We start from the raw sequence: 19,906 nt of genomic DNA, 5'->3' as shown, positions 1-19,906 counted from the left end.
GGAGAAAATGCAGATATTTGTAGATGCAGATGCGTGTCCGGTAGTGGACATTGTAGAGACAATAGCAGAGAAATACAATATTCCCACCACATTGCTGTGTGATACAAATCACATTTTGCATTCTGATTACAGCGATGTGATTGTGGTAGGTGCAGGAGTAGATGCAGTAGATTATAAACTGATCAGCATTTGTCATAAAGGGGATGTAGTAGTATCTCAGGATTATGGTGTCGCTGCTATGGCTCTTGGAAAAGGTGCATATGCTATTCACCAATCTGGCAAGTGGTATACGAATGATAACATAGATCAGATGCTTATGGAACGACATCTTAACAAGAAGGCAAGACGCAGCTCTCATAAGAATCATATGAAAGGACCGAGAAAGCGTACAGAAGATGATGATGTACGTTTTGGACAGTCCTTTGAAAAACTTATACTGATAGCAAAGTCAAAAGAAGGTGCTCAGAGTGGGACTCTTTAAGAAAAAGACAGTTATAAAGACATATGATAAAGAAAATAAGAAACCGGTAATCAAGGCAAGCATATGTAATGGTGAGCAGGTTGCAGGCTTTAAGGACATTCATACAGGTAAGATAGAGGAGGTTATGCTGATTAAAAATCAGGCAGACCTTGATGCATTCAAGAAAATGTATGGAATAGATGGAGAGATAGAGAAGGAATATTGATATGAGCATATTAGGAAACATACTTTGGTTTATATGTGGTGGATTGTTGAGTGGATTGTCGTGGGTTTTGGCAGGTTGCCTGTGGTGCATTTCCATAATAGGAATACCGATAGGCTTACAGTGCTTTAAGTTTGCAGGTTTGGCATTTTTTCCGTTTGGAAAAGAAGTGGTATATGGCGGCGGTGCAGTTAGCTTAATTGCAAATATTATCTGGCTGATTGTATCAGGAATTCCTATGGCAGTTGGAAATGCTGTGGTAGGTCTGATATGTTGTATAACAATTATCGGAATTCCTTTCGGAAAGCAGTTTTTCAAAATTGCAAAATTGTCTCTGATGCCATTTGGGGCAGAGGTAATATAATAAACAGGCAGGTAAGAAAGATGTATTTGATTAAGACGATAAAAGGTGACATAACAAAAGTAACAGATGTGCAGGCAATCGTAAATGCAGCTAACAATTCACTTCTTGGTGGAGGTGGTGTAGATGGTGCAATTCACAGAGCAGCAGGACCGGAACTTCTGGCAGAGTGCAGGATACTTAACGGATGTGAGACTGGAGAAGCAAAGATAACAAAAGCCTATAATCTGCCATGTGATTATGTGATACATACTGTAGGACTGATGTAGGACGGATTTTGCGGACATTCAAAATAAAAAAGAATGTGGAGGTAACAGACAATGGCAAAATCATTATTTGAGGAACTGGGCGGCAAATACGAAAGGCAAGGGGATTATTTGATACCGTGCTTAACTGTACCCGCCGAAGAAGAACAGGCAATAGGCATCTGGGGGCAACGGCATTTAGATTATCTAAAACAGTACCGTAAAGTTACATACACCAATCTTCTTACAAGCGGCAGGCTAAACGCCTACCTTGCCGACATCAACAGACAGGCACAGGAACGCTTTGAAAGGCTCATAGAGGGTATGAAACAGGCACAGGGCATAACGGAACAGCTAAAGGCAGAAAACGCCTTAGAATGGACAGGATGCCTCAATAACATAAGGGCTTGTGCGAGGGAGATTGTGGAAAAGGAAATTATTTTTGCATAAACAGATGATTAGTGGCAGGGGGAAATCCTGCCGCTTTTTCTGCTTTAGTTTGTCAGCTTGACAAATAAAGGGTTAAGGAATATAATTAGATTCAGTATTATACAAGGAGTTAATAAATATGCGGCAAGGTATTCTTAAATAAACTGTCAATTTGATAGTGGGAACAAAAAGTAGCAGTCCCGTTTCACTTTTAATATGGGGCTTAGTTTTTTGTACCCAGTTTAAGAATACTTTTATCATGTAATTTTATATGCCCGAAAACATATAAGTGTTTTGGGGCTATTGGAGTTATTTACCCAGTGATAGGAGTATTTATCACTGGGTATTTTTATGCCCTTTTTTGGGTGTTGATAGGAGGAAAATCACATGAAAATAATTAACATAGGCATTCTGGCTCACGTTGACGCAGGAAAGACAACATTAACGGAAAGTTTATTATATACCAGTGGTGCAATTGCAGAACCAGGGAGCGTAGATGAAGGCACAACAAGGACAGATACAATGAATTTGGAGCGTCAAAGGGGAATCACTATCCAGACAGCAGTGACATCTTTTCAGTGGGAGGATGTAAAAGTCAACATTATAGATACGCCAGGCCATATGGATTTTTTGGCGGAAGTATACCGTTCTTTATCCGTTTTAGACGGAGCAGTATTATTAGTTTCTGCAAAGGATGGCATACAGGCACAGACCCGTATACTGTTTCATGCACTACAGACAATGAAGATTCCGACAATCTTTTTCATCAATAAAATTGACCAAGAGGGGATTGATTTGCCAATGGTATATCGGGAAATGAAAGCAAAGCTTTCTTCGGAAATTATAGTGAAGCAAAAGGTTGGGCAGCATCCCCATATAAATGTAACGGACAATGACGATATGGAACAGTGGGATGCGGTAATTATGGGAAACGATGAACTATTAGAGAAATATATGTCAGGGAAACCGTTTAAAATGTCAGAACTGGAACAGGAAGAAAACAGGAGATTCCAAAACGGAACGTTATTTCCCGTTTATCACGGAAGCGCTAAAAACAATCTGGGGATTCGGCAGCTTATAGAAGTGATTGCCAGTAAATTTTATTCATCAACGCCTGAAGGTCAATCTGAATTATGCGGGCAGGTTTTTAAGATTGAATATTCAGAGAAAAGGCGGCGTTTTGTTTATGTGCGTATATATAGCGGAACATTGCATTTGAGGGATGTTATTAGAATATCTGAAAAAGAGAAAATAAAAATCACAGAGATGTGTGTTCCGACAAACGGTGAATTATATCCATCCGATACAGCCTGCTCTGGTGATATTGTAATTTTACCAAATGATGTTTTGCAGCTAAACAGTATTTTGGGGAACGAAATGCTGTTGCCGCAGAGAAAATTTATTGAAAATCCTCTCCCTATGCTCCAAACAACGATTGCAGTAAAGAAACCTGAACAGCGGGAAATATTGCTTGGGGCACTTACAGAAATTTCAGATGGCGACCCTCTTTTAAAATATTATGTGGATACTACAACGCATGAGATTATACTTTCTTTTTTGGGGAATGTGCAGATGGAAGTCATTTGTGCCATCCTTGAGGAAAAATATCATGTGGAGGCAGAAATAAAAGAGCCTACTGTTATATATATGGAAAGACCGCTTAGAAAAGCAGAATATACCATCCACATAGAAGTCCCGCCAAATCCTTTCTGGGCTTCTGTCGGGTTGTCCATAGAGCCGCTCCCTATTGGAAGCGGAGTGCAGTATGAAAGCAGAGTTTCACTTGGATATTTAAATCAATCGTTCCAAAATGCGGTTATGGAGGGGGTTCTTTATGGCTGCGAGCAGGGGCTGTATGGATGGAAAGTGACAGACTGTAAAATCTGTTTTGAATATGGATTGTATTATAGTCCTGTAAGTACCCCCGCAGACTTTCGGCTGCTTTCCCCTATCGTATTGGAGCAGGCTTTAAAAAAAGCAGGGACAGAACTATTAGAGCCATATCTCCACTTTGAAATTTATGCACCGCAGGAATATCTCTCACGGGCGTATCATGATGCTCCAAGGTATTGTGCAGATATTGTAAGTACTCAGATAAAGAATGACGAGGTCATTCTGAAAGGAGAAATCCCTGCTAGATGTATTCAAGAATACAGGAACGATTTAACTTATTTCACAAATGGGCAGGGAGTCTGCTTGACAGAGTTAAAAGGATACCAGCCAGCTATTGGTAAATTTATTTGCCAACCCCGCCGCCCGAATAGCCGTATAGATAAGGTTCGGCATATGTTCAACAAGTTAGCTTAACAGCTTGCAAAAGTCATATAAAATGAGATTTGAAAGGAGAATGTAACTTCATGTTTGCTAAAAATTCAAAGGCATATTCTGTCTACCTGCTGTTCCGATTTGTCTGTTCCCTGGCGGTTTCTATGTCCACAGTGCTTTCCATCGTGTACCACCTGGAGGTGGTGCAGCTGGATGCTTTCCAGCTTGTCCTGGTAGGGACGGTTCTGGAGACCTCCTGCTTTCTGTTCGAGATACCCACCGGTGTGGTGGCGGATTTGTATAGCCGTCGGCGCTCGGTGCTGATTGGAATGTTCCTCTACGGCCTGGGCTTTCTGATGGAGGGTGCGCTACCGTGGTTCGCGCCGGTTCTGCTGGCCCAGGTTGTCTGGGGTTGCGGTGATACCTTCATCACCGGCGCTCTGGAGGCGTGGATTGCCTCGGAGGAAGAGGACAAACCCATAGACAAGGTGTTCCTGCGGGGCAGTCAAATGGGGCAAATCGGCGGCGTTCTGGGCGTGGTGCTGGGCACACTGCTGGGAAACATAAACCTGCAAATGCCTGTCATCTTGGGGGGCAGTTTGTGCTTGTTGTTGGGGCTGGTGTTGGTTCGCATCATGCCAGAAACCAACTTCTCCCCTGCTATTGAGGAACGGCAGGGCTTGCTTAAAGACTTTGTCTGCCTGTTCAAGCTCAACCTGGGCTTTGTGAAAGGCGCACCTGTGTTGCTGGCGCTCTTAGCAATCACACTATGCGGGGGACTTGCCAGTGAAGGCTTTGACCGGCTCTCCACCGCTCATTTTCTGGATGACACGGTAATACCCGTTATCGGGCCGCTGAACAGCGTCACTTGGTTCGGTGTTATCAGTCTTATCGGCAGCGGCTTAGGTATTCTGGCTTCTCAGTTGCTCATCGCCCGCATGGAGAAAAAAGGGACTGTCAGCCGAACCAGTGTGGTCATGTCCACCAGCGCCGGGTATATCCTGTGCCTGGTTCTCTTCGCGGTGGGGCGGAGCTTTTGGTTCATGTTGTTGGTGTTCCTGCTGGCGGGGCTTATGCGCACCATCAAGGAGCCTGTGCTGGCCGCCTGGATGAACGACCATGTGGATGAGAAAATGCGCGCCACAGTCTTTTCCACCAGCGGACAGCTGGACTCTTTCGGGCAGATCATCGGCGGGCCTATTGTGGGGCTGGTAGCCCAGCAGGTGTCCATACCCTGGGGGCTGGTCTGTACCGCTTTCCTGCTGTTGCCCGCGCTGTTCTTAGTGCCGGTGGCGGGAAAGAAGCGGGATTGATATGGCATAGTTAAGTTTACTGACGAGCGGGAGATTACTTCCGCTCGTCTTCATTTAGTAGCGCAAAATTTGAGGACTCTTTATTTCCTTATTCGGTATAGCGGAGGCGGCTGTCAATTCGACATAATTTTCTTGTGATACTTTACCGTACATGAGCATTTGTTTCGTATTTGAAAGAACAAACTCACCAAATAAAAAAAACGATATTCGGGTGGGTTATTTTGTTATACCCTAAATTACCCTCTGAATTTGTTTTTAAATTTGGAGGGATTTTTTTATGTCCTTTTTTCGGGCAGTTATCTATCTGCTCATACGAAGCAAAATTTATCAATACATAGCATATCAGAGAACGGCAGGAAACCAGTTAAAAAAATTTCTGCCAGTGCAACGGTACTTCTCACCTTGAAAGTAGAAGTACAATCTCCATACAATAGAATTACTATTTCCTATAACCGTAAAGGTCACAGAGCCTTTGCGGTTTTTCTTTTGTCGATTTTTGTTGGAAAGTGCCGTAGGGCTGTTTCTGATATGCGGTGTCGTTCTCCGCCTCTCCATCTGGATTTTTTACATTTCAAAAATTCAGATGGGAGGTATTTATGGTGAAATATGCACCAAGAAAGGTATATATCAGAGAAAGTGGCGGCTATGTGGAATTATCCTACACGGAGTTCTGCCGTTGCAGGGAATCCGACCAGACCTATATGGACAAGCTGTTTATCCCCATTCAAGGCTGTCTGCTTGAAGTCGTGAGGGAGCAATACACAGACTTCTACCGTGACAAGGAACGGTGGCGTTATCTGCAAAAATTAGATACAAAGAATAGACTGCTATCTCTCGACGGATTTACGGACAGCGAGGGGAATCCTCTGGACTTTATCACTGATGAAGCGGTGGACATTGCAGAAACCGTTGTCAATGCGGTCATGGTGGACAGGCTGAAAGCCGCCCTGCCTTTGCTGTCGGATAGTGAACAGGAGCTGATACAGGCAATCTTTTTTGACGGACTTTCCGAGCGTGAAGTCGGGGCGAGGTTGGGCATAACCCAGAGCGTTGTAAACAAACGCAAAGCCAGAATCCTAATAAAACTAAGAAAGATAATAGAAAATTAAAATTTAAGGCGTTCAGCCCCCTTGTTTTTTCCTTTGGGAAGATGAGGGGGCTTTTCTCTGCCCTCTCAATCAATTCTGATTGGAGGAAGTAAGAATGGCATACAACCACGGACGGGAGGACAGGAAATGGCGTATCTGGAAAGAAGCGGAGGAAAAGCTGCTGCGTGAGTGCGGCGTTGATGAAGCGACCATTGAGCAGATACGCATGGCGGACAGGGCAGACTTCAATTCCAACAGGCGGTTTTACCGATGGACGAATGACGTTGCGGAATATCTTGAGGACATGGCAGGCAGGGAGCGGCAGGCGGAAGTGGGTACGGTTGCGGAGTTACTGGAAGAGATTGAGAGCGAAAATCTCTATCAAGTATTAGTCACGGTGGACGGGCGTACCTTGAAAATCGTCCTGCTGAAAATGCAGGGGTATTCCACAAAGGAGATTGCCCCGCTTGTGCATTTGACGACTGGTGCCATCTATGCGAGGTTAGACCATCTGCGGAAGAAGCTGCGGAAAATTTTATAGCTTCTAAAACAGCCTGCCATCCTGCGGGCTACTGGGTGAGGGATGGAAATCCCCTCACTCATTTTTTGCAGGAGGACAACAGGATGGCATACAGGGTTAAGGCATACACGCTTCGGGAGGAATCCACGGAAAGCGGCACAAGGTATTTTATCAGCTTTAAGGACGGGCAGGGCAAATCCCACGAGTTGGAAGTGTCGGAACAGTTCTTTATGGAGTTTCGGCAGATGGAGCGCAGGAACAGGAATCTTTTCTAATGGGACGAGCGGCACAGGGAGTTTAACGAGGTATGGGACGAAACCCTTTACAGACGGGCGTTGCGTGTGCCTAAGAGCCTTGATGAACGCATGGTTGAGGAAGAACGGAATGAAACGCTCTATAAGGCGGTTGGGAGCCTTCCAGAGATACAAAGGCGGCGTTTCCTGCTCTACTACGAGTATGAGTTCAATTTTTACCAAATCGCCGCTATGGAGCATTGCACCGCTTCGGCAATACAGAAATCTGTTGCGATTGCAAAGGAGAAAGTAAAGGCGGAAATTGAAGAAATATCTCCAACCGTGACCGACACCGCCCGAAAAAGAAATCTGTTTTTTATTTGTGTGGGATTGGCGGCATTACATACTCTCACTTTTTTCCGTGGGAGTAAATCTATTTTTAAGGAGGTCAACGCCTATGTGCAACGAAAACAAAGACACCGCCCGAAAGGAGGAAAGCCATGCAGAAGTTACAGACAGTCAACGCCGAAACGCTCCTTTATGAACCGCTTGAGAAACCATCCTTTGTGGTGGACAGCCTTATCCCGACAGGCTTATCGCTGTTCTGCGGCTCACAGAAGATAGGCAAAAGCTGGCTCATGCTGAAGCTATGCTTATGCGTGTCGCAGGGAATCCCTTTATGGGATATGCCGACAATGGAGGGCGATGTGCTTTACCTCTGCCTTGAGGACACGTTCTGCCGCATACAGGACAGGTTATTTCGTTTGACGGACGAAGCAAGCGGGCGGCTCCACTTTGCCGTGGCAAGCTGCAAGCTGTCAGACGGTCTTATCGTGCAGCTTGAAGATTATCTGAAAGATTACCCAGACAGCAGGCTCATTGTCATTGATACCTTGCAGAAAGTCCGTACAGCTTCAAAAGACAATGCCTATGCAAGCGACTATGGGGACATCTCCCTCATCAAAGACTTTGCCGACAGGCACTCTCTGGCGGTCATTGTCGTACACCACATCCGAAAGCAGAATGACAGCGACGTGTTCAACAAGGTGTCTGGGACGACAGGATTAACGGGGAGTGCGGACGCTACCTTTGTTCTGGAAAAGGAGAAACGTGCGTCTGACACCGCCAAGCTGTATGTGACGGGCAGGGACACGCCTTATCAGGAATACACGCTGCGTTTCCGTGATTGCCGTTGGGAGCTTGTGGAGCGGAAAACGCAGGAGCAGCTTGCGAAAGAAACGATACCAGATGTCCTTTTTCGGTTGGTGGATTTTATGAGGGATAAGGAAGAATGGATAGGCACGGCAACGGAACTGTTAGCCGCTATGGGGGAAACGGAAACCATACCCACGGTGATTACGAAATGGCTGAATGAATACCGCACCACATTTTTAAGCGAGAACCGTATCTGCTACCAGTACAGCCGCAGGAAAGACGGCAGGCGGATTGCCCTTGCAAGGAGGGCGGGTGACAGCGGTGATGGTGGTGACAGCGATATTAGGATACCCCCCTGTTACTGTCATTGACGCTTAAAGCCATGTAAAGCTGGCGGCTCTGCCCTGCGGGTGACAGCAGTGACGGTGGTGACAGTGATTTTAGGATACCCTGCCGCTGTCATCCCTACGGGAGAACACCCCGTAAACGCAAAATGCAGGCGTGAGATTTACTCGCCCTTTTCGGTCGTGTAAAACCACCCCTGCGGTCAGAAAAATCATTCCGATTTTTCCGACTGCGTTTACAGGGTGTAACACACTACACTTTGCCCTGCAAAGTCGTGTGCCAGACGTTCCCTCTGGACTCCCTTAAGGCAGGGCTGTGCCCTGCTATCCTACGCCTTACGGCTTCGGATAAAAGAATGGCGGCATGACGGTGACGGCTCTTGCGAGGGGGGTATCCCAAAAACACCGTCATCATCGACATGACCGTCATGCAGGGGGTGAGGGTGACAGTTGCGGCAGTCGGCAGGGGGTATCCCAAAACTGCTGTCACCACCGTCACCGCTGTCACCCCAAAGGACGGTCACCCGCCGAAAGAAAGGAGGAATCCGCCTATGCCTTATGCAATCCTGCGTTTCCAGAAACGAAAAGCGGGCGGCGTTGCGGCTTGTGAACGCCACAACGAGCGGAAGAAAGAAGCCTACAAAAGCAACCCAGATATAGATATGGAACGCTCTAAAAACAATTACCATCTCATAGCACCACCAAAGTACACCTACAAGAAAGAGATTAACCGCATGGTAGCCGAAGCGGGGTGCAGGACAAGGAAAGACAGCGTGATGATGGTGGAAACGCTCATCACAGCTTCACCAGAATTTATGAACCAGTTACCGCCCGAAGAACAAAAAGCGTATTTCCAGACGGCTCTTGACTTCATTTCGGAGCGTGTTGGAAAGCAGAATATCCTCTCCGCTGTCGTCCATATGGACGAGAGAACGCCCCATATGCACCTCTGCTTTGTGCCGATTACGCCAGACAATAAGCTGTCAGCGAAAGCTATCTTAGGCAACCAGAAATCATTATCCGAGTGGCAGACCGCCTACCATGAGCGGATGTCCTCACGGTGGAATCAGCTTGAACGGGGGCAGTCCTCAATGGAAACCAAGCGGAAACACGTCCCCACATGGCTCTATAAATTAGGCGGCAGGCTTGATAAACAGTATGAAGAAATCGTGTCTGCCCTATCCGACATCAACGCCTTTAACGCAGGGAAGAAAAGGGATAAAGCGTTAGATTTACTCTCTGCATGGCTGCCAGACGTGGAGAAATTCTCTAAGGAAATCGGGAAACAGCAGGCGTATATCGACAGTTTGAAAGAGAGAATTGGGCAGGAATCAGACTATGCGGGGCGTATGCGTGATGAAAAGTACGAGCAGGAACTAAAGGTGCAGAAAGCGAATCAGAAGATATTTGAATTGCAGAGAACCAACGAGCAGATGGGGCGGCTGCTGTCAAAAATACCGCCCGAAGTGTTGGAAGAATTGCAGAAAAATCATAGAAGCAGAGCGAAAGAAAGGTAGATATGTGAATGAAGAAACAGGATTTTAAGGTGTTAAAGACCAAAGACTTGTACCCGTTCCCCGACAATCCGTTTCATGTGGCAGAAGATGAAACACTGTCAGAGTTAGCGGAAAGCATCAAGGAATTTGGCATTGTCACGCCGATAATCACACGCCCGAAAGAGGACGGGGACGGTTATGAAGTGATTGCAGGACAGCGGCGTGTCCGTGCTTCTGAACTTGCAGGGATAAATACCGTGCCTGCGTTTGTCCTGCCCTTAGACCGTGACCGAGCCATCATCACCCTTGTAGACAGCAATTTGCAGCGTGAGAATATCCTGCCATCGGAGCGGGCGTTTGCTTACAAGATGAAATCCGAAGCCATGAAGCGGCAGGGTTTCCGCACAGACTTAACCTCGTCACAAGTTGTGACGAAGTTGCGGACGGACGACAAGGTGGCACAGGGCTTCGGCGTGGGCAGGATGACCGTGCAGCGTTTTATCCGCCTGACGGAACTGATACCGCCGATTTTGCAGATGGTGGACGAGGGGAAAATCGCCCTCACGCCTGCGGTGGAACTGTCCTTCTTGAAGAAAGACGAGCAGGAAAACCTCTTTGCCACGATGGAGAGCGAAGAAGCAACGCCCTCACTCTCACAGGCACAGCGGATGAAACAGTTAAGCCAGAGCGGGCGGCTTGACATGGATACGATATTTGCGATTATGACGGAGGAAAAGGGCAACCAGAAAGAAACCTTGAAAATCAACACAAGCAAGCTGAAAAAATACTTTCCGAAGAACACAACGCCGAAGCAGATGGAGGAAACCATCATCAAACTTTTGGAGCGTGAGTTGCAGAGGAAACGCAACCGTGACAGCCGCTAATCTTCTTTTTTCGGGAAGTAAATACAGAGAGTTGAGGTATGGAGAATGAGAGAAATCCAGTATGAAATCGTAAAGGAAATCGCAGTATTGTCTACGGGCGACAGTGGCTACACAAAGGAAATCAATCTCATTTCATGGAATGGGAAAGAGCCGAAGTATGACATCCGCAGCTTTTCCCCGAACCGTGAAAAGTGCGGCAAGGGAATCACGCTGAACGCTGATGAAGCGGCGGCACTCCTTAAAGCATTACAGAAAGAATTAAACAGCGAGGATTAATGGTATCTGATTGGCAGGGCGGGGACATTTCCAAACTCTTCCCTGCCCTGTCTGGAAAGGAAGATTTAAGTATGGGCGAGGATAAGAAAGCAGATAAAAAGAGAAAGCGTATCGTGCCAAAAGCACCAGTGCAGATGATAATCAGCCGTGAATATGTCGGCACACAGACCGTTACAGAAGCGTTTGTCCCGATTATCTCCGAGGATATTCGGAAGAAGATTGCCGAGGGCGACACCTTCGACAATGAGGGGCTGTCCGCTTAGAATGTACGCAATGGGACATGAAAACAGATAGGACAGATACGGAGGTTTTACAGTATGGCAGGAATCAAAGAAGAAAAGAAAATCTATTTAGTCGGCATTTATTGCCGCTTATCTAAAGACGATGGTACGGATAACGAGAGTGCGAGCATTGCGACACAGAAATCCATCCTCACGGATTATGTGAAAAAGCAGGGATGGCACATAGCAAAAACGTATGTGGACGATGGTTATTCTGGTACAAATTTCCAAAGACCAAGTTTCCAGAATATGATAAAAGACATTGAAAGCGGTCTGATAAACTGCGTGATTACGAAAGATTTATCCCGTCTGGGGAGAAACTATCTTGATTGTGGGTTATATCTGGAAGTTTTCTTCCCAGAGCATAACGTGAGGTATATAGCGGTCAATGACGGCGTAGATACCTTGAATAAATCTGCTATGGACATCACGCCTTTCCGCAACATTTTAAACGAAATGTATGCCGCTGACATATCTGTTAAGATAAAATCGGCATATCGGGCGAGGTTTCAACAGGGGAAATTCATGGGAACTACCGCCCCTTATGGCTATATCAAAGACCCTGCCGACCACAACCATCTGCTGATAGATGATAAAGTGGCACATGTTGTAAAAGAGATATTCGACCTTGCATTAAAAGGGAATGGAGTTGCCAAAATTTGCAGACATCTTAATAAACAGCATATCCTACGCCCTGCCGCTTATGCGGCGGAGCGTGGCGAAACAGGCTTTGAACGTCATTTTGAGGGGAACGAGGACAAACGCTATATTTGGAGTGGGAACAGCGTGAGGAGCATTTTAAGAAGCCCGATATATGCGGGAAATCTTGTAGGCTACAAACGGATTGCCGCCAATATGAAAAGCAAGAAACGCCCCTCTAAGCTGCCCGAAGAATGGGAAGTGATACCCAATACCCATGAGGGAATAGTCACGCAGGAGGAATTTGATATTGTCCAACAGCTTATTACAAGTCGTAGGCTTCCACAGAACAAGGGAGGATTTGTAAATATTTTTGCAGGCGTTATCAAGTGTGTGGACTGCGGATGTGCTCTGCGGGCAATGAACGTACACAGGAGGAAACGCCCAGAGATTATCGACTGTGTACAGTATTCATGTAATAATTATGCAAGAAACGGAAGAAGCGAGTGTAGTGCCCACAATATAGAAGCAAGGGATTTATTCAATGCCGTTCTTGCCGACATCAACTGTTTTGCGGATATGGCAGTGAATGATGAAAAGGCGGTCAGGGCCATAGAAAAGCGGCTCACGGAAACAGACCAGAGCAGGGCGAAAGCATTAGAGAAAGAACGTAAGAAGCTGAACAAACGCCTTGCGGAACTGGACAGGCTGTTTTCCTCTCTCTACGAGGATAAGGTCATGGAGCGTATTACCGAGCGGAATTTTGAGATGATGTCGGGGAAATACCAGAAAGAGCAGCTTGAAATTGAAGCAAGGCTGAAAGAGGTGACGGAAACTCTTAATGAAAGCTACGAGAAATCACGGGGAATCCGTGACTTCCTCGCCCTTATCCGAAATTATCAAGGCTTAAAAGAACTGGATGCAACAGTTATAAACGCACTCATAGACAAGATACTTGTTTCGGAGCGTGAGAAGATGGCAGACGGAACAGTGAAGCAGGAAATCAAGATTTACTATAAATTCATCGGCTTTGTCGATGAATTACATATCATACCTACAAAACGGTGGGCAGCAATGCCCGCTAAAAATTGTACGGTGTGCGGCGTTGAATATGTCCCGGGCTCTGGTGCATCAAGGTATTGTCCTGCTTGTGCCAAGAAGATACGGAGGGAGAAATCAAACGAGAGCAAACGCAGGAGCAGAGAACAGAAAAGGATAGCATGTATGAACTGTCCGCAAAAAATGACCGACTGACATTGAACAGCAGGAAGGTCGTATTTTACGACAGGGCAATATGAATGATAAGGTCAAGATTTTCCGGTATGTGACGGAAGGAACTTTCGACAGCTATTCATGGCAGCTCATTGAGAACAAGCAGAAGTTTATCGGGCAGATCATGACGAGCAAGTCCCCGGTACGAAGCTGTGAGGACATTGACGAAGCGGCGCTCTCTTATGCGGAGGTAAAGGCACTTGCAACCGGAAACCCTTACATCAAGGAGAAGATGGACTTAGACATACAGGTGTCAAAACTGAAGCTCTTAAAGGCGAACCACACAAGCCAGCGTTACCGTCTGGAGGACAATATCGCAAAGCATTACCCGATGCAGATCACAGCCTTAAAAGAAAGGCTTGAAGGGTATCGGACGGACATTCAGACCTATGCGGCGTATAAGCCTGTGGATAAGGACGCTTTTTCCATGAAGATAGGCAACCGTACCTATACGGACAAAAAGGAAGCGGGTGCGGCTTTAATTGATATGTGCCGGAGTGCCAAACAGCCAAACATGGCGGTCACAATCGGAGAATTTCAGGGCTTTAAGATGAGCGTGTCCTTTGACTCGTTCTTCTCAAAGTTTACGGTCAGCTTAAAAGGAAGTCTGAGCCATGAGGTGGAAATCGGAGCCGATCCGCTTGGAAATCTGCAAAGACTTTCCAATGCGTTAGAGGGAATGACCGGGAAAATGGCAGACGTGGAGCAGAAGCTTTCCAACGTGGAACATCAGCTTGAAACCGCAAAGGTGGAGGTCACAAAACCTTTTGCACAGGAGCAGGAACTGGCGGAGAAGCTAGAGCGCCTTGCAGAGTTAAATGCACTTCTTAATATGGACGAAAAGGGCGATAATGCGTTGGATATGGGAGATGATGAGCCGGAGGACGAAACCGGAGAGCGGAGCGCACAGGCACAGGAGGGCGAGCCGGACAAGGCAGAAGATATACAGGCGGTGGCTGAGGAACCGTTAAAGCCTGTTGCAAGTTTTCTTATGTCGGAACGTATCGCAGAGCATGACAAGAAACGGATGTTAGCAGACGGTTCCAGAGGGCGGGTATCCGTCAAGGAGAAACTTGTAGAGATGAAGCAGAAAATATCCGATCAGAAGATGCCGGAGAAACCGGAAGTAACAAAGAGCAAAGGAAAAGAGGAAAGTTTATAGGAGGGTGCGATGGAAGCAAACGAACCAAAGAAAGAACAGAACACAGAGGAAATGGACGTTATGAAGCAGTTCATGGAGCTTATGGGACAGCAGGACATGAAAGAGCAGTCACAGGACTTTATGGAGGTCTTGCAGTATATCGCCGGGATGCAGTTACAGCTTTCCGCTATGGTGGACGAACTGCAGGGAGTACGAAAGCAGCTTGAAAAGATGCAGGAGAGCCAGCCGAAAGCAGCGGAAAGTCAGCTATTGGATAAGGTGTCATACCTCCAGGAGAAGGTAAGCAGTCTTGCAGAACGTTTATCGGAACTGAAAGACCATTTGATTGACACCGCAGCACAGGCAGTAACCGCCTTTAAGGAAAAGGGAAAAGAGGAAATGAACAGGGTTCTTCAGAAAGGAATTTCCAGTGTGAAGTCGGTGCTTTCCGGATGCCGGGAGAAGATGGTTGATGTGCTTACCAGTTATGAAAAGACCGCCAACCAAATAGACAGCATTGGGGACGAGCTCAAGCAGATCGGAAACAGCGTAGCCAACGTGGGAAGGCTCTTAACCGGAAAAGGCACAAAGGAAGTGTCGGACGAAAAAGAGGGCGTTGCCCTTACAAGGGTATTGAATATGCCTATTAAGAAGCATATCTCAGCCTTAAAGAAACAGGTGGAGTGGATTGACGGTGCAGTAGCGAAGCTGGATAAGGTCTGTGCCGGACTGGATACCGGAAAGGATAAGGAAAAGAGCAGGGTGTCCGTTAAAGAAAAGCTGTCACAGATGAAAGTGAAATCGGAACAGCAGAAGAAAGAACCGGAAAAATCAAAGACCAAGAGTCAGGAAGCAAGTTTATAAAGTTGTATGGAAAGAGCAGGTAGCAATCTATCTGCTTTTTCCTGTTTTTATGATAAGGAGGACATACAATGGCAGGCGCTAAAACAGAAAAACAGAAAGTACAGGAAATAACGGAGAAGCTGGAGCAGGGAATCAAGGAGCTTTTTGAAAGCGAGAAGTACAAGACCTATCTGAATACTATGTCAAAATTTCATAATTACAGCTTTAACAATACCATGTTAATCGCAATGCAAAAGCCTGACGCTACGTTAGTGGCTGGATTCAAGGCTTGGCAGAAAAATTTTGACAGGCACGTTAAGAAAGGGGAAAAGGGTATCCGTATCCTTGCTCCAGCACCGTACAAGATTAAGGAAGAACAGGAGAAACTTAATCCGGTAACGGGAGAGATTATGCTTGATAAGAACGGAATGCCCATTACGGAGGAAGTGGAGATTAAGATACCCGCCTTTCGTGTGGTTCCGGTATTTGATGTGTCACAGACGGACGGAAAGGAACTGCCGGACATAGGGGTAAATGAGCTTTCAGGAAGCGTGGAGGACTATGAGGACTTTATGCAGGCACTTACGGAGGTTGCCCCGGTTCCTGTTACCTATGAAGATATAGACGAGGATGTGAAGGGGTATTTCCATACCACCGACCACCGGATTGCCATACAGGAGGGGATGAGCCAGAGTCAGACCGTAAAAACCGCTATCCATGAGGTGGCACACGCAATGCTCCATGACTGGGAACGGAATCAGGATATAGATAAGGTTTTAGACAAAGACCGCAATACAAAGGAAGTGGAAGCAGAGAGCGTTGCTTATACGGTATGTCAGCATTTCGGTATTGATACATCGGACTATTCCTTTGGGTATATTGCCGGATGGAGCAGTGACCGGGATATGAAAGAACTGAAATCTTCCCTTGATACCATACGAAAGACCGCTTCGGAGCTGATCACAGGCATTGAGGACAGGTTAGCAGAGTTACAGAAGGACAGGGCAGTGGAGCAGGAGCAGAATAAGGAGAGTATTCTTCTGATACAGAATGATGATCTGACACAATACAGCCTTGTGAGTGTTGTGGGCATGGACAGACAGGAACTTATGGACATTCTTTCAGCCATGAGTGAGGACGATAAGCTGAGTATTCAAGCATATCTGGAGAGTAAAGGGGCATGGACTACTGAGATTGCCAATGAAGATACAAAAGAATTTGGAGAATATCACCTTGATGTCCGCTACAATACCGATACAGAGGAGCTTGTGGATATGAAAGAACGAAAGGAAAGCCCTGCAAACAGGGAAGCACAGCTTCTATTTGGCAGTGAGGACAGATTTGGCATTTATCAGCTCAAAGATACAGAGGAAGCAAGGAATATTCGCTTTATGGGAATGGACTATCTTGAAAGCAAGGGCATTGCGGTCACAAAGGAGAATTATGAACTGCTTTATATCGCACCGTTAGAGGAAGGCACAAGCCTTGAAGATATTTACACCCGCTTTAATATAGCTCATCCGGCAGATTTTCGAGGACATTCCCTTTCTGTCAGCGATGTGGTGGTGCTTCATCAGAACGGAGAGAACACAAGCCATTATGTGGATTCCTTTGGTTACAGGGAAGTGCCGGAGTTTACAAGGGAGCTTATGGTAGAGCATACAAAAGAACAGGCTTCGGTTATTGATGAAACGGCGGAGATCCTTTCGGAGATTGCACAGGAACACGCACAGGATGAACAGGGCAGGGAAAATGAAGTGTTCCTTGTCAATTACAACGAATGGCGTGAGGTCAGTACGCTTGACTTGGAACAGAATTATTTTGCTATTGACGATCCGTATGCGGATGGGGATTTCAGACTTTTGCATTTACAAAACCAGATCAAGGACATCACACCTGCAGGAGTGCATTACGATACCTATGAGGAAGCTGCGGCTGCCCTTTATGAAGCAGAGCGGGAAATGGCGAATATGCCTTTCAATAAAGAAAATAACATCGGTTCCTACATGGTAAACGGAAGGACACAGCTTGAGCGCATCATGGAAGCAAGACAGCTTCAGAAGCACATGGACATTGAAAATGACAAGGTATCCTACTATGTCATTGCGGATTTAAGCACATGGGCAGAGAACAGCTCAGAAAGGAGCAAGCTGGAGCGTTTTGACAGCATTTCTGAAGCAATGGAAGCATTTCAGGCTTATCGTGGCAAAGATGCACAGTACTGCGATGACAAGGCAAGGACAACCTTTGGTGTCAGTGTGCATGGCATTGAATTTGATGTGATCCATGTAAGGAATAACGAAAATGTCTTGTCCCTTGATTTTATCCACAGCAGCGAAGCAAAGGAAAGTAAGCACTTCATGGACGATTTGCAGACGTTGAGTGACAGCATCGGCATCGACAAGGTAAGAGTCCACCGGGATATGACACCGGAGGAAGTGAAAGACTTTGTGAAGCGGCGTTTTGAACATCAGTTGAAACAGGGCGGTCTTGATGATATTTCCCTTTATATGAGCCGGTTCGATACGCTCTATGAACAGGGCAAGATGGAAAAGTTAATGCCTACTGCCAACCAGAAGCACATCGAGGAAAATGTACCGATTACGGAGTGGGACAATCCGTATTTTGAGGTAAAGGAGCCGGATCAGATGGCATTTTCCATAAAAGATAAATATGTCAGCATACAGACCTGTACGGAGGGCTATGATTATTCCGTTTTTGATGCGGATTACAAGCTGATTGACGGTGGCGTGTATGACAATCCTGATATTTCCATTCATGCGGCGTTAAAGGACGTTCTGGAGGACTTTGGACTGTCAGAACAGGATAAGCGTATTCCGGTGGACTATGAGGAGCTTATGGAGAAAACAGAAGCGGTGGAGCGTGAACAGTTGAATGAGCGTATCCAGGCGGAAGTACCGGAAGCAGACAGTGTTGTTGCTGATTTCAAGGCAAAGACAGAGGAATTATTTAACGGAATCAACGGACAGACACAGGACGATATAGAGCAGACTGTTTGGGCATATCTGCAATCCAAGATTGACGAGTATAAGATAGATGTTGAGCTTGTGGATGTGGTGGTGTCCGGAAGCAGATGCAGAGGACTGGAGAAAGCAGGCTCCGATCTGGATGTGGTTGTGGAGTATAAGGGCAGGGAGCATGAAGATGATCTGTTCAATGCTTTTAACGAGGACGGTCTTATGATTGGCGGTGTGAAGGTTGACATCAATCCTATCACAGAGGGTAAGACCGGAACACTTGCAACCTATCTTCCGGGAGTGGAGAGCTATCTTGCAGAGAAACAGGCAATGCAGAAAGCGTCTGCGGTGGAAGCCACACCGGAGAAAACCGTTACCTTAACAGTTGCAGAGTGCGGCGAATTTCACAGTCTGGGAGAGTTCCATGAGAATATCGCAAGTGTGGAGGAAGCAATCACTGTGTGGAAAAGCATACCACCAGAGCGCATGAATGGGATTACGAGTATCGGCATTAATATACACACTGAGGGCACTGAGCGTTATGAGGACGTGGAAATGGATATTCTCTCCGGCAAGGTCATTGACCTGGAGGTCTTGGATTATGTACCGGACATAACAGACGATCCGAAAGCAATCGAGGTAATAGAGGAGCTGATTGACAAGTTGCCGGATATTGAAGTGCGTGGTTCGCTGGAGAAGTGGCAGGCGGCTATCCTTGCTACGGAGATAGACCAGTTTTCTTATGATTATGACACCTATCAGTATCAGGATACGGTTGATAACAGGGAAGCACAGGTTGCCAACATCACTGAGGACATCAGAAGCGGAAATACTGGGTATCTGAATGACTTTCTCAATGCGGTCATTTCTGAAGGCGTCAGAGAGGGCATTACAGACATTTTCGGACAGGGTGTGGAGATTGATGACAGTGAAGCGGTTCAGACTGCGAGAAGGGCAAAGGAGCTGCTTGACAAGCTGGCAGAATACAAGCCACTCGCAAAGGTGGAGGAACTGACCGAGCAGAATTATAATCAGATTGACAATGTTCTCAATAACGGAGCGGAGAAGAAAGAACAGGAACAGTCCAAAGGCAGAATATCCATTAAGGAGAAGCTGGCGGAGAAAAAGGCTGTTATCGAACAGCGGGATAGGGCAGAACATACTTCGCCGGAGAAAGATAAAAAATCACAGAGGGAGATGTAAAATGATGAGTAAATTTACAGTAGAAGAAATCAATTTCATGTGTGTATTTGAGACACAGGACAGGACGCAGATGCTTGAGAACATCAGACAGGTAATGCCGCACATAAAGGACAGCGATATGGTGGAGCTTGCTGAGCAGGTCTTGGGAAAACTCCGGAGCATGACCGATGAGGAATTTGCAGAAGTATCTTTGGAAGCGGCAGAAGAAATGTAGGTAGGATAGGCAGTTGGCGGTATTGCTGGCTGCCTTTATTGCA

The 19,906-nt window shown here is 46.4% G+C and carries 16 protein-coding genes and 4 pseudogenes; all 20 read left to right on the top strand.

All coding sequences use genetic code 11. From position 1 onward, the window contains the following. Positions 1–7: 7 nt before the first annotated feature. The 20 genes and pseudogenes from BIV16_RS12055 to BIV16_RS11960 all read left to right on the top strand — a co-directional run bounded on the left by BIV16_RS12055 (position 8) and on the right by BIV16_RS11960 (position 19,863). Positions 8–481: a YaiI/YqxD family protein gene (locus tag BIV16_RS12055; protein ID WP_075680360.1), complete on the top strand. Its 474-nt coding sequence runs from the start codon at positions 8–10 to the stop codon at positions 479–481. Next, positions 468–686, top strand: a complete 219-nt coding sequence (locus tag BIV16_RS12050) for a hypothetical protein (protein WP_012740422.1) — start codon at positions 468–470, stop codon at positions 684–686. The genes BIV16_RS12055 and BIV16_RS12050 overlap by 14 nt, the downstream gene beginning before the upstream one ends. 1 nt (position 687) lies before the next feature. Then, positions 688–1,047 carry a YccF domain-containing protein gene (locus BIV16_RS12045; protein WP_075680359.1) on the top strand — a complete coding sequence of 120 codons (360 nt, stop codon included), beginning with the start codon at positions 688–690 and terminating at the stop codon, positions 1,045–1,047. Positions 1,048–1,067: 20 nt separating this feature from the next. Continuing rightward, positions 1,068–1,304 (top strand): annotated as a pseudogene (locus tag BIV16_RS12040) (macro domain-containing protein); the annotation flags it as partial. A 60-nt stretch (positions 1,305–1,364) separates the two neighbouring features. Further along, positions 1,365–1,739: a TnpV protein gene (locus BIV16_RS12035; protein WP_001129922.1), complete on the top strand. Its 375-nt coding sequence runs from the start codon at positions 1,365–1,367 to the stop codon at positions 1,737–1,739. A 366-nt stretch (positions 1,740–2,105) separates the two neighbouring features. Next, positions 2,106–4,025 (top strand): tetracycline resistance ribosomal protection protein Tet(O), encoded by a 1,920-nt coding sequence (gene tet(O), locus BIV16_RS12030; RefSeq protein WP_075680358.1) that lies wholly within the window; start codon positions 2,106–2,108, stop codon positions 4,023–4,025. Between the two features lie 50 nt (positions 4,026–4,075). Then, the gene (gene tet(40), locus BIV16_RS12025) at positions 4,076–5,296 is read left to right on the top strand and encodes a tetracycline efflux MFS transporter Tet(40) (protein WP_009247026.1); all 1,221 of its coding nucleotides are present in this window, start codon (positions 4,076–4,078) and stop codon (positions 5,294–5,296) included. 599 nt (positions 5,297–5,895) lie between these two features. Continuing rightward, positions 5,896–6,405 carry a sigma-70 family RNA polymerase sigma factor gene (locus BIV16_RS12020; protein WP_105116765.1) on the top strand — a complete coding sequence of 170 codons (510 nt, stop codon included), beginning with the start codon at positions 5,896–5,898 and terminating at the stop codon, positions 6,403–6,405. A gap of 94 nt (positions 6,406–6,499) precedes the next feature. Then, positions 6,500–6,925: a sigma-70 family RNA polymerase sigma factor gene (locus tag BIV16_RS12015; RefSeq protein WP_000323895.1), complete on the top strand. Its 426-nt coding sequence runs from the start codon at positions 6,500–6,502 to the stop codon at positions 6,923–6,925. Positions 6,926–7,008: 83 nt separating this feature from the next. Next, positions 7,009–7,483: pseudogene (locus BIV16_RS12010) on the top strand (RNA polymerase sigma factor). A gap of 154 nt (positions 7,484–7,637) precedes the next feature. Beyond that, positions 7,638–8,670 (top strand): annotated as a pseudogene (locus BIV16_RS12005) (AAA family ATPase). Between the two features lie 517 nt (positions 8,671–9,187). Next, positions 9,188–10,153, top strand: coding sequence for a MobV family relaxase (mobV, locus tag BIV16_RS12000; RefSeq protein WP_001820668.1), 966 nt, complete (start codon positions 9,188–9,190; stop codon positions 10,151–10,153). Positions 10,154–10,161: 8 nt separating this feature from the next. Further along, positions 10,162–11,016: a ParB/RepB/Spo0J family partition protein gene (locus BIV16_RS11995; protein WP_000743700.1), complete on the top strand. Its 855-nt coding sequence runs from the start codon at positions 10,162–10,164 to the stop codon at positions 11,014–11,016. Positions 11,017–11,061: 45 nt separating this feature from the next. Next, complete coding sequence (locus tag BIV16_RS11990; protein ID WP_001206986.1) at positions 11,062–11,292, top strand: YdbC family protein; 231 nt, start codon at positions 11,062–11,064, stop codon at positions 11,290–11,292. Between the two features lie 71 nt (positions 11,293–11,363). Next, on the top strand, positions 11,364–11,555 hold the full coding sequence (locus BIV16_RS11985) for a hypothetical protein (protein ID WP_001820669.1): 192 nt from the start codon (positions 11,364–11,366) through the stop codon (positions 11,553–11,555). 54 nt (positions 11,556–11,609) lie between these two features. After that, positions 11,610–13,466 (top strand): recombinase family protein, encoded by a 1,857-nt coding sequence (locus tag BIV16_RS11980; protein WP_001820670.1) that lies wholly within the window; start codon positions 11,610–11,612, stop codon positions 13,464–13,466. After that, positions 13,459–14,646, top strand: a pseudogene (locus tag BIV16_RS11975) (helicase); the annotation flags it as partial. The gene BIV16_RS11980 and the pseudogene BIV16_RS11975, both read left to right, overlap by 8 nt. 9 nt (positions 14,647–14,655) lie before the next feature. Beyond that, entirely contained in the window at positions 14,656–15,489 is an 834-nt protein-coding gene (locus BIV16_RS11970; RefSeq protein WP_075680356.1) for a DUF6674 family protein, read from the top strand. A gap of 68 nt (positions 15,490–15,557) precedes the next feature. After that, positions 15,558–19,649, top strand: coding sequence for a YodL domain-containing protein (locus BIV16_RS11965; RefSeq protein ID WP_083625172.1), 4,092 nt, complete (start codon positions 15,558–15,560; stop codon positions 19,647–19,649). Between the two features lie 4 nt (positions 19,650–19,653). Next, entirely contained in the window at positions 19,654–19,863 is a 210-nt protein-coding gene (locus tag BIV16_RS11960) for a transposon-transfer assisting family protein (RefSeq protein ID WP_075680528.1), read from the top strand. The last annotated feature ends 43 nt before the right edge of the window (positions 19,864–19,906 follow it).

Source organism: Roseburia sp. 831b (genome assembly GCF_001940165.2).
In the GTDB taxonomy this organism is placed as follows: Bacteria; Bacillota; Clostridia; order Lachnospirales; family Lachnospiraceae; genus Roseburia.
The sequence above is the reverse complement of the archived record's forward strand: the minus strand, read 5'-3'. Positions and strand labels throughout refer to the sequence as shown.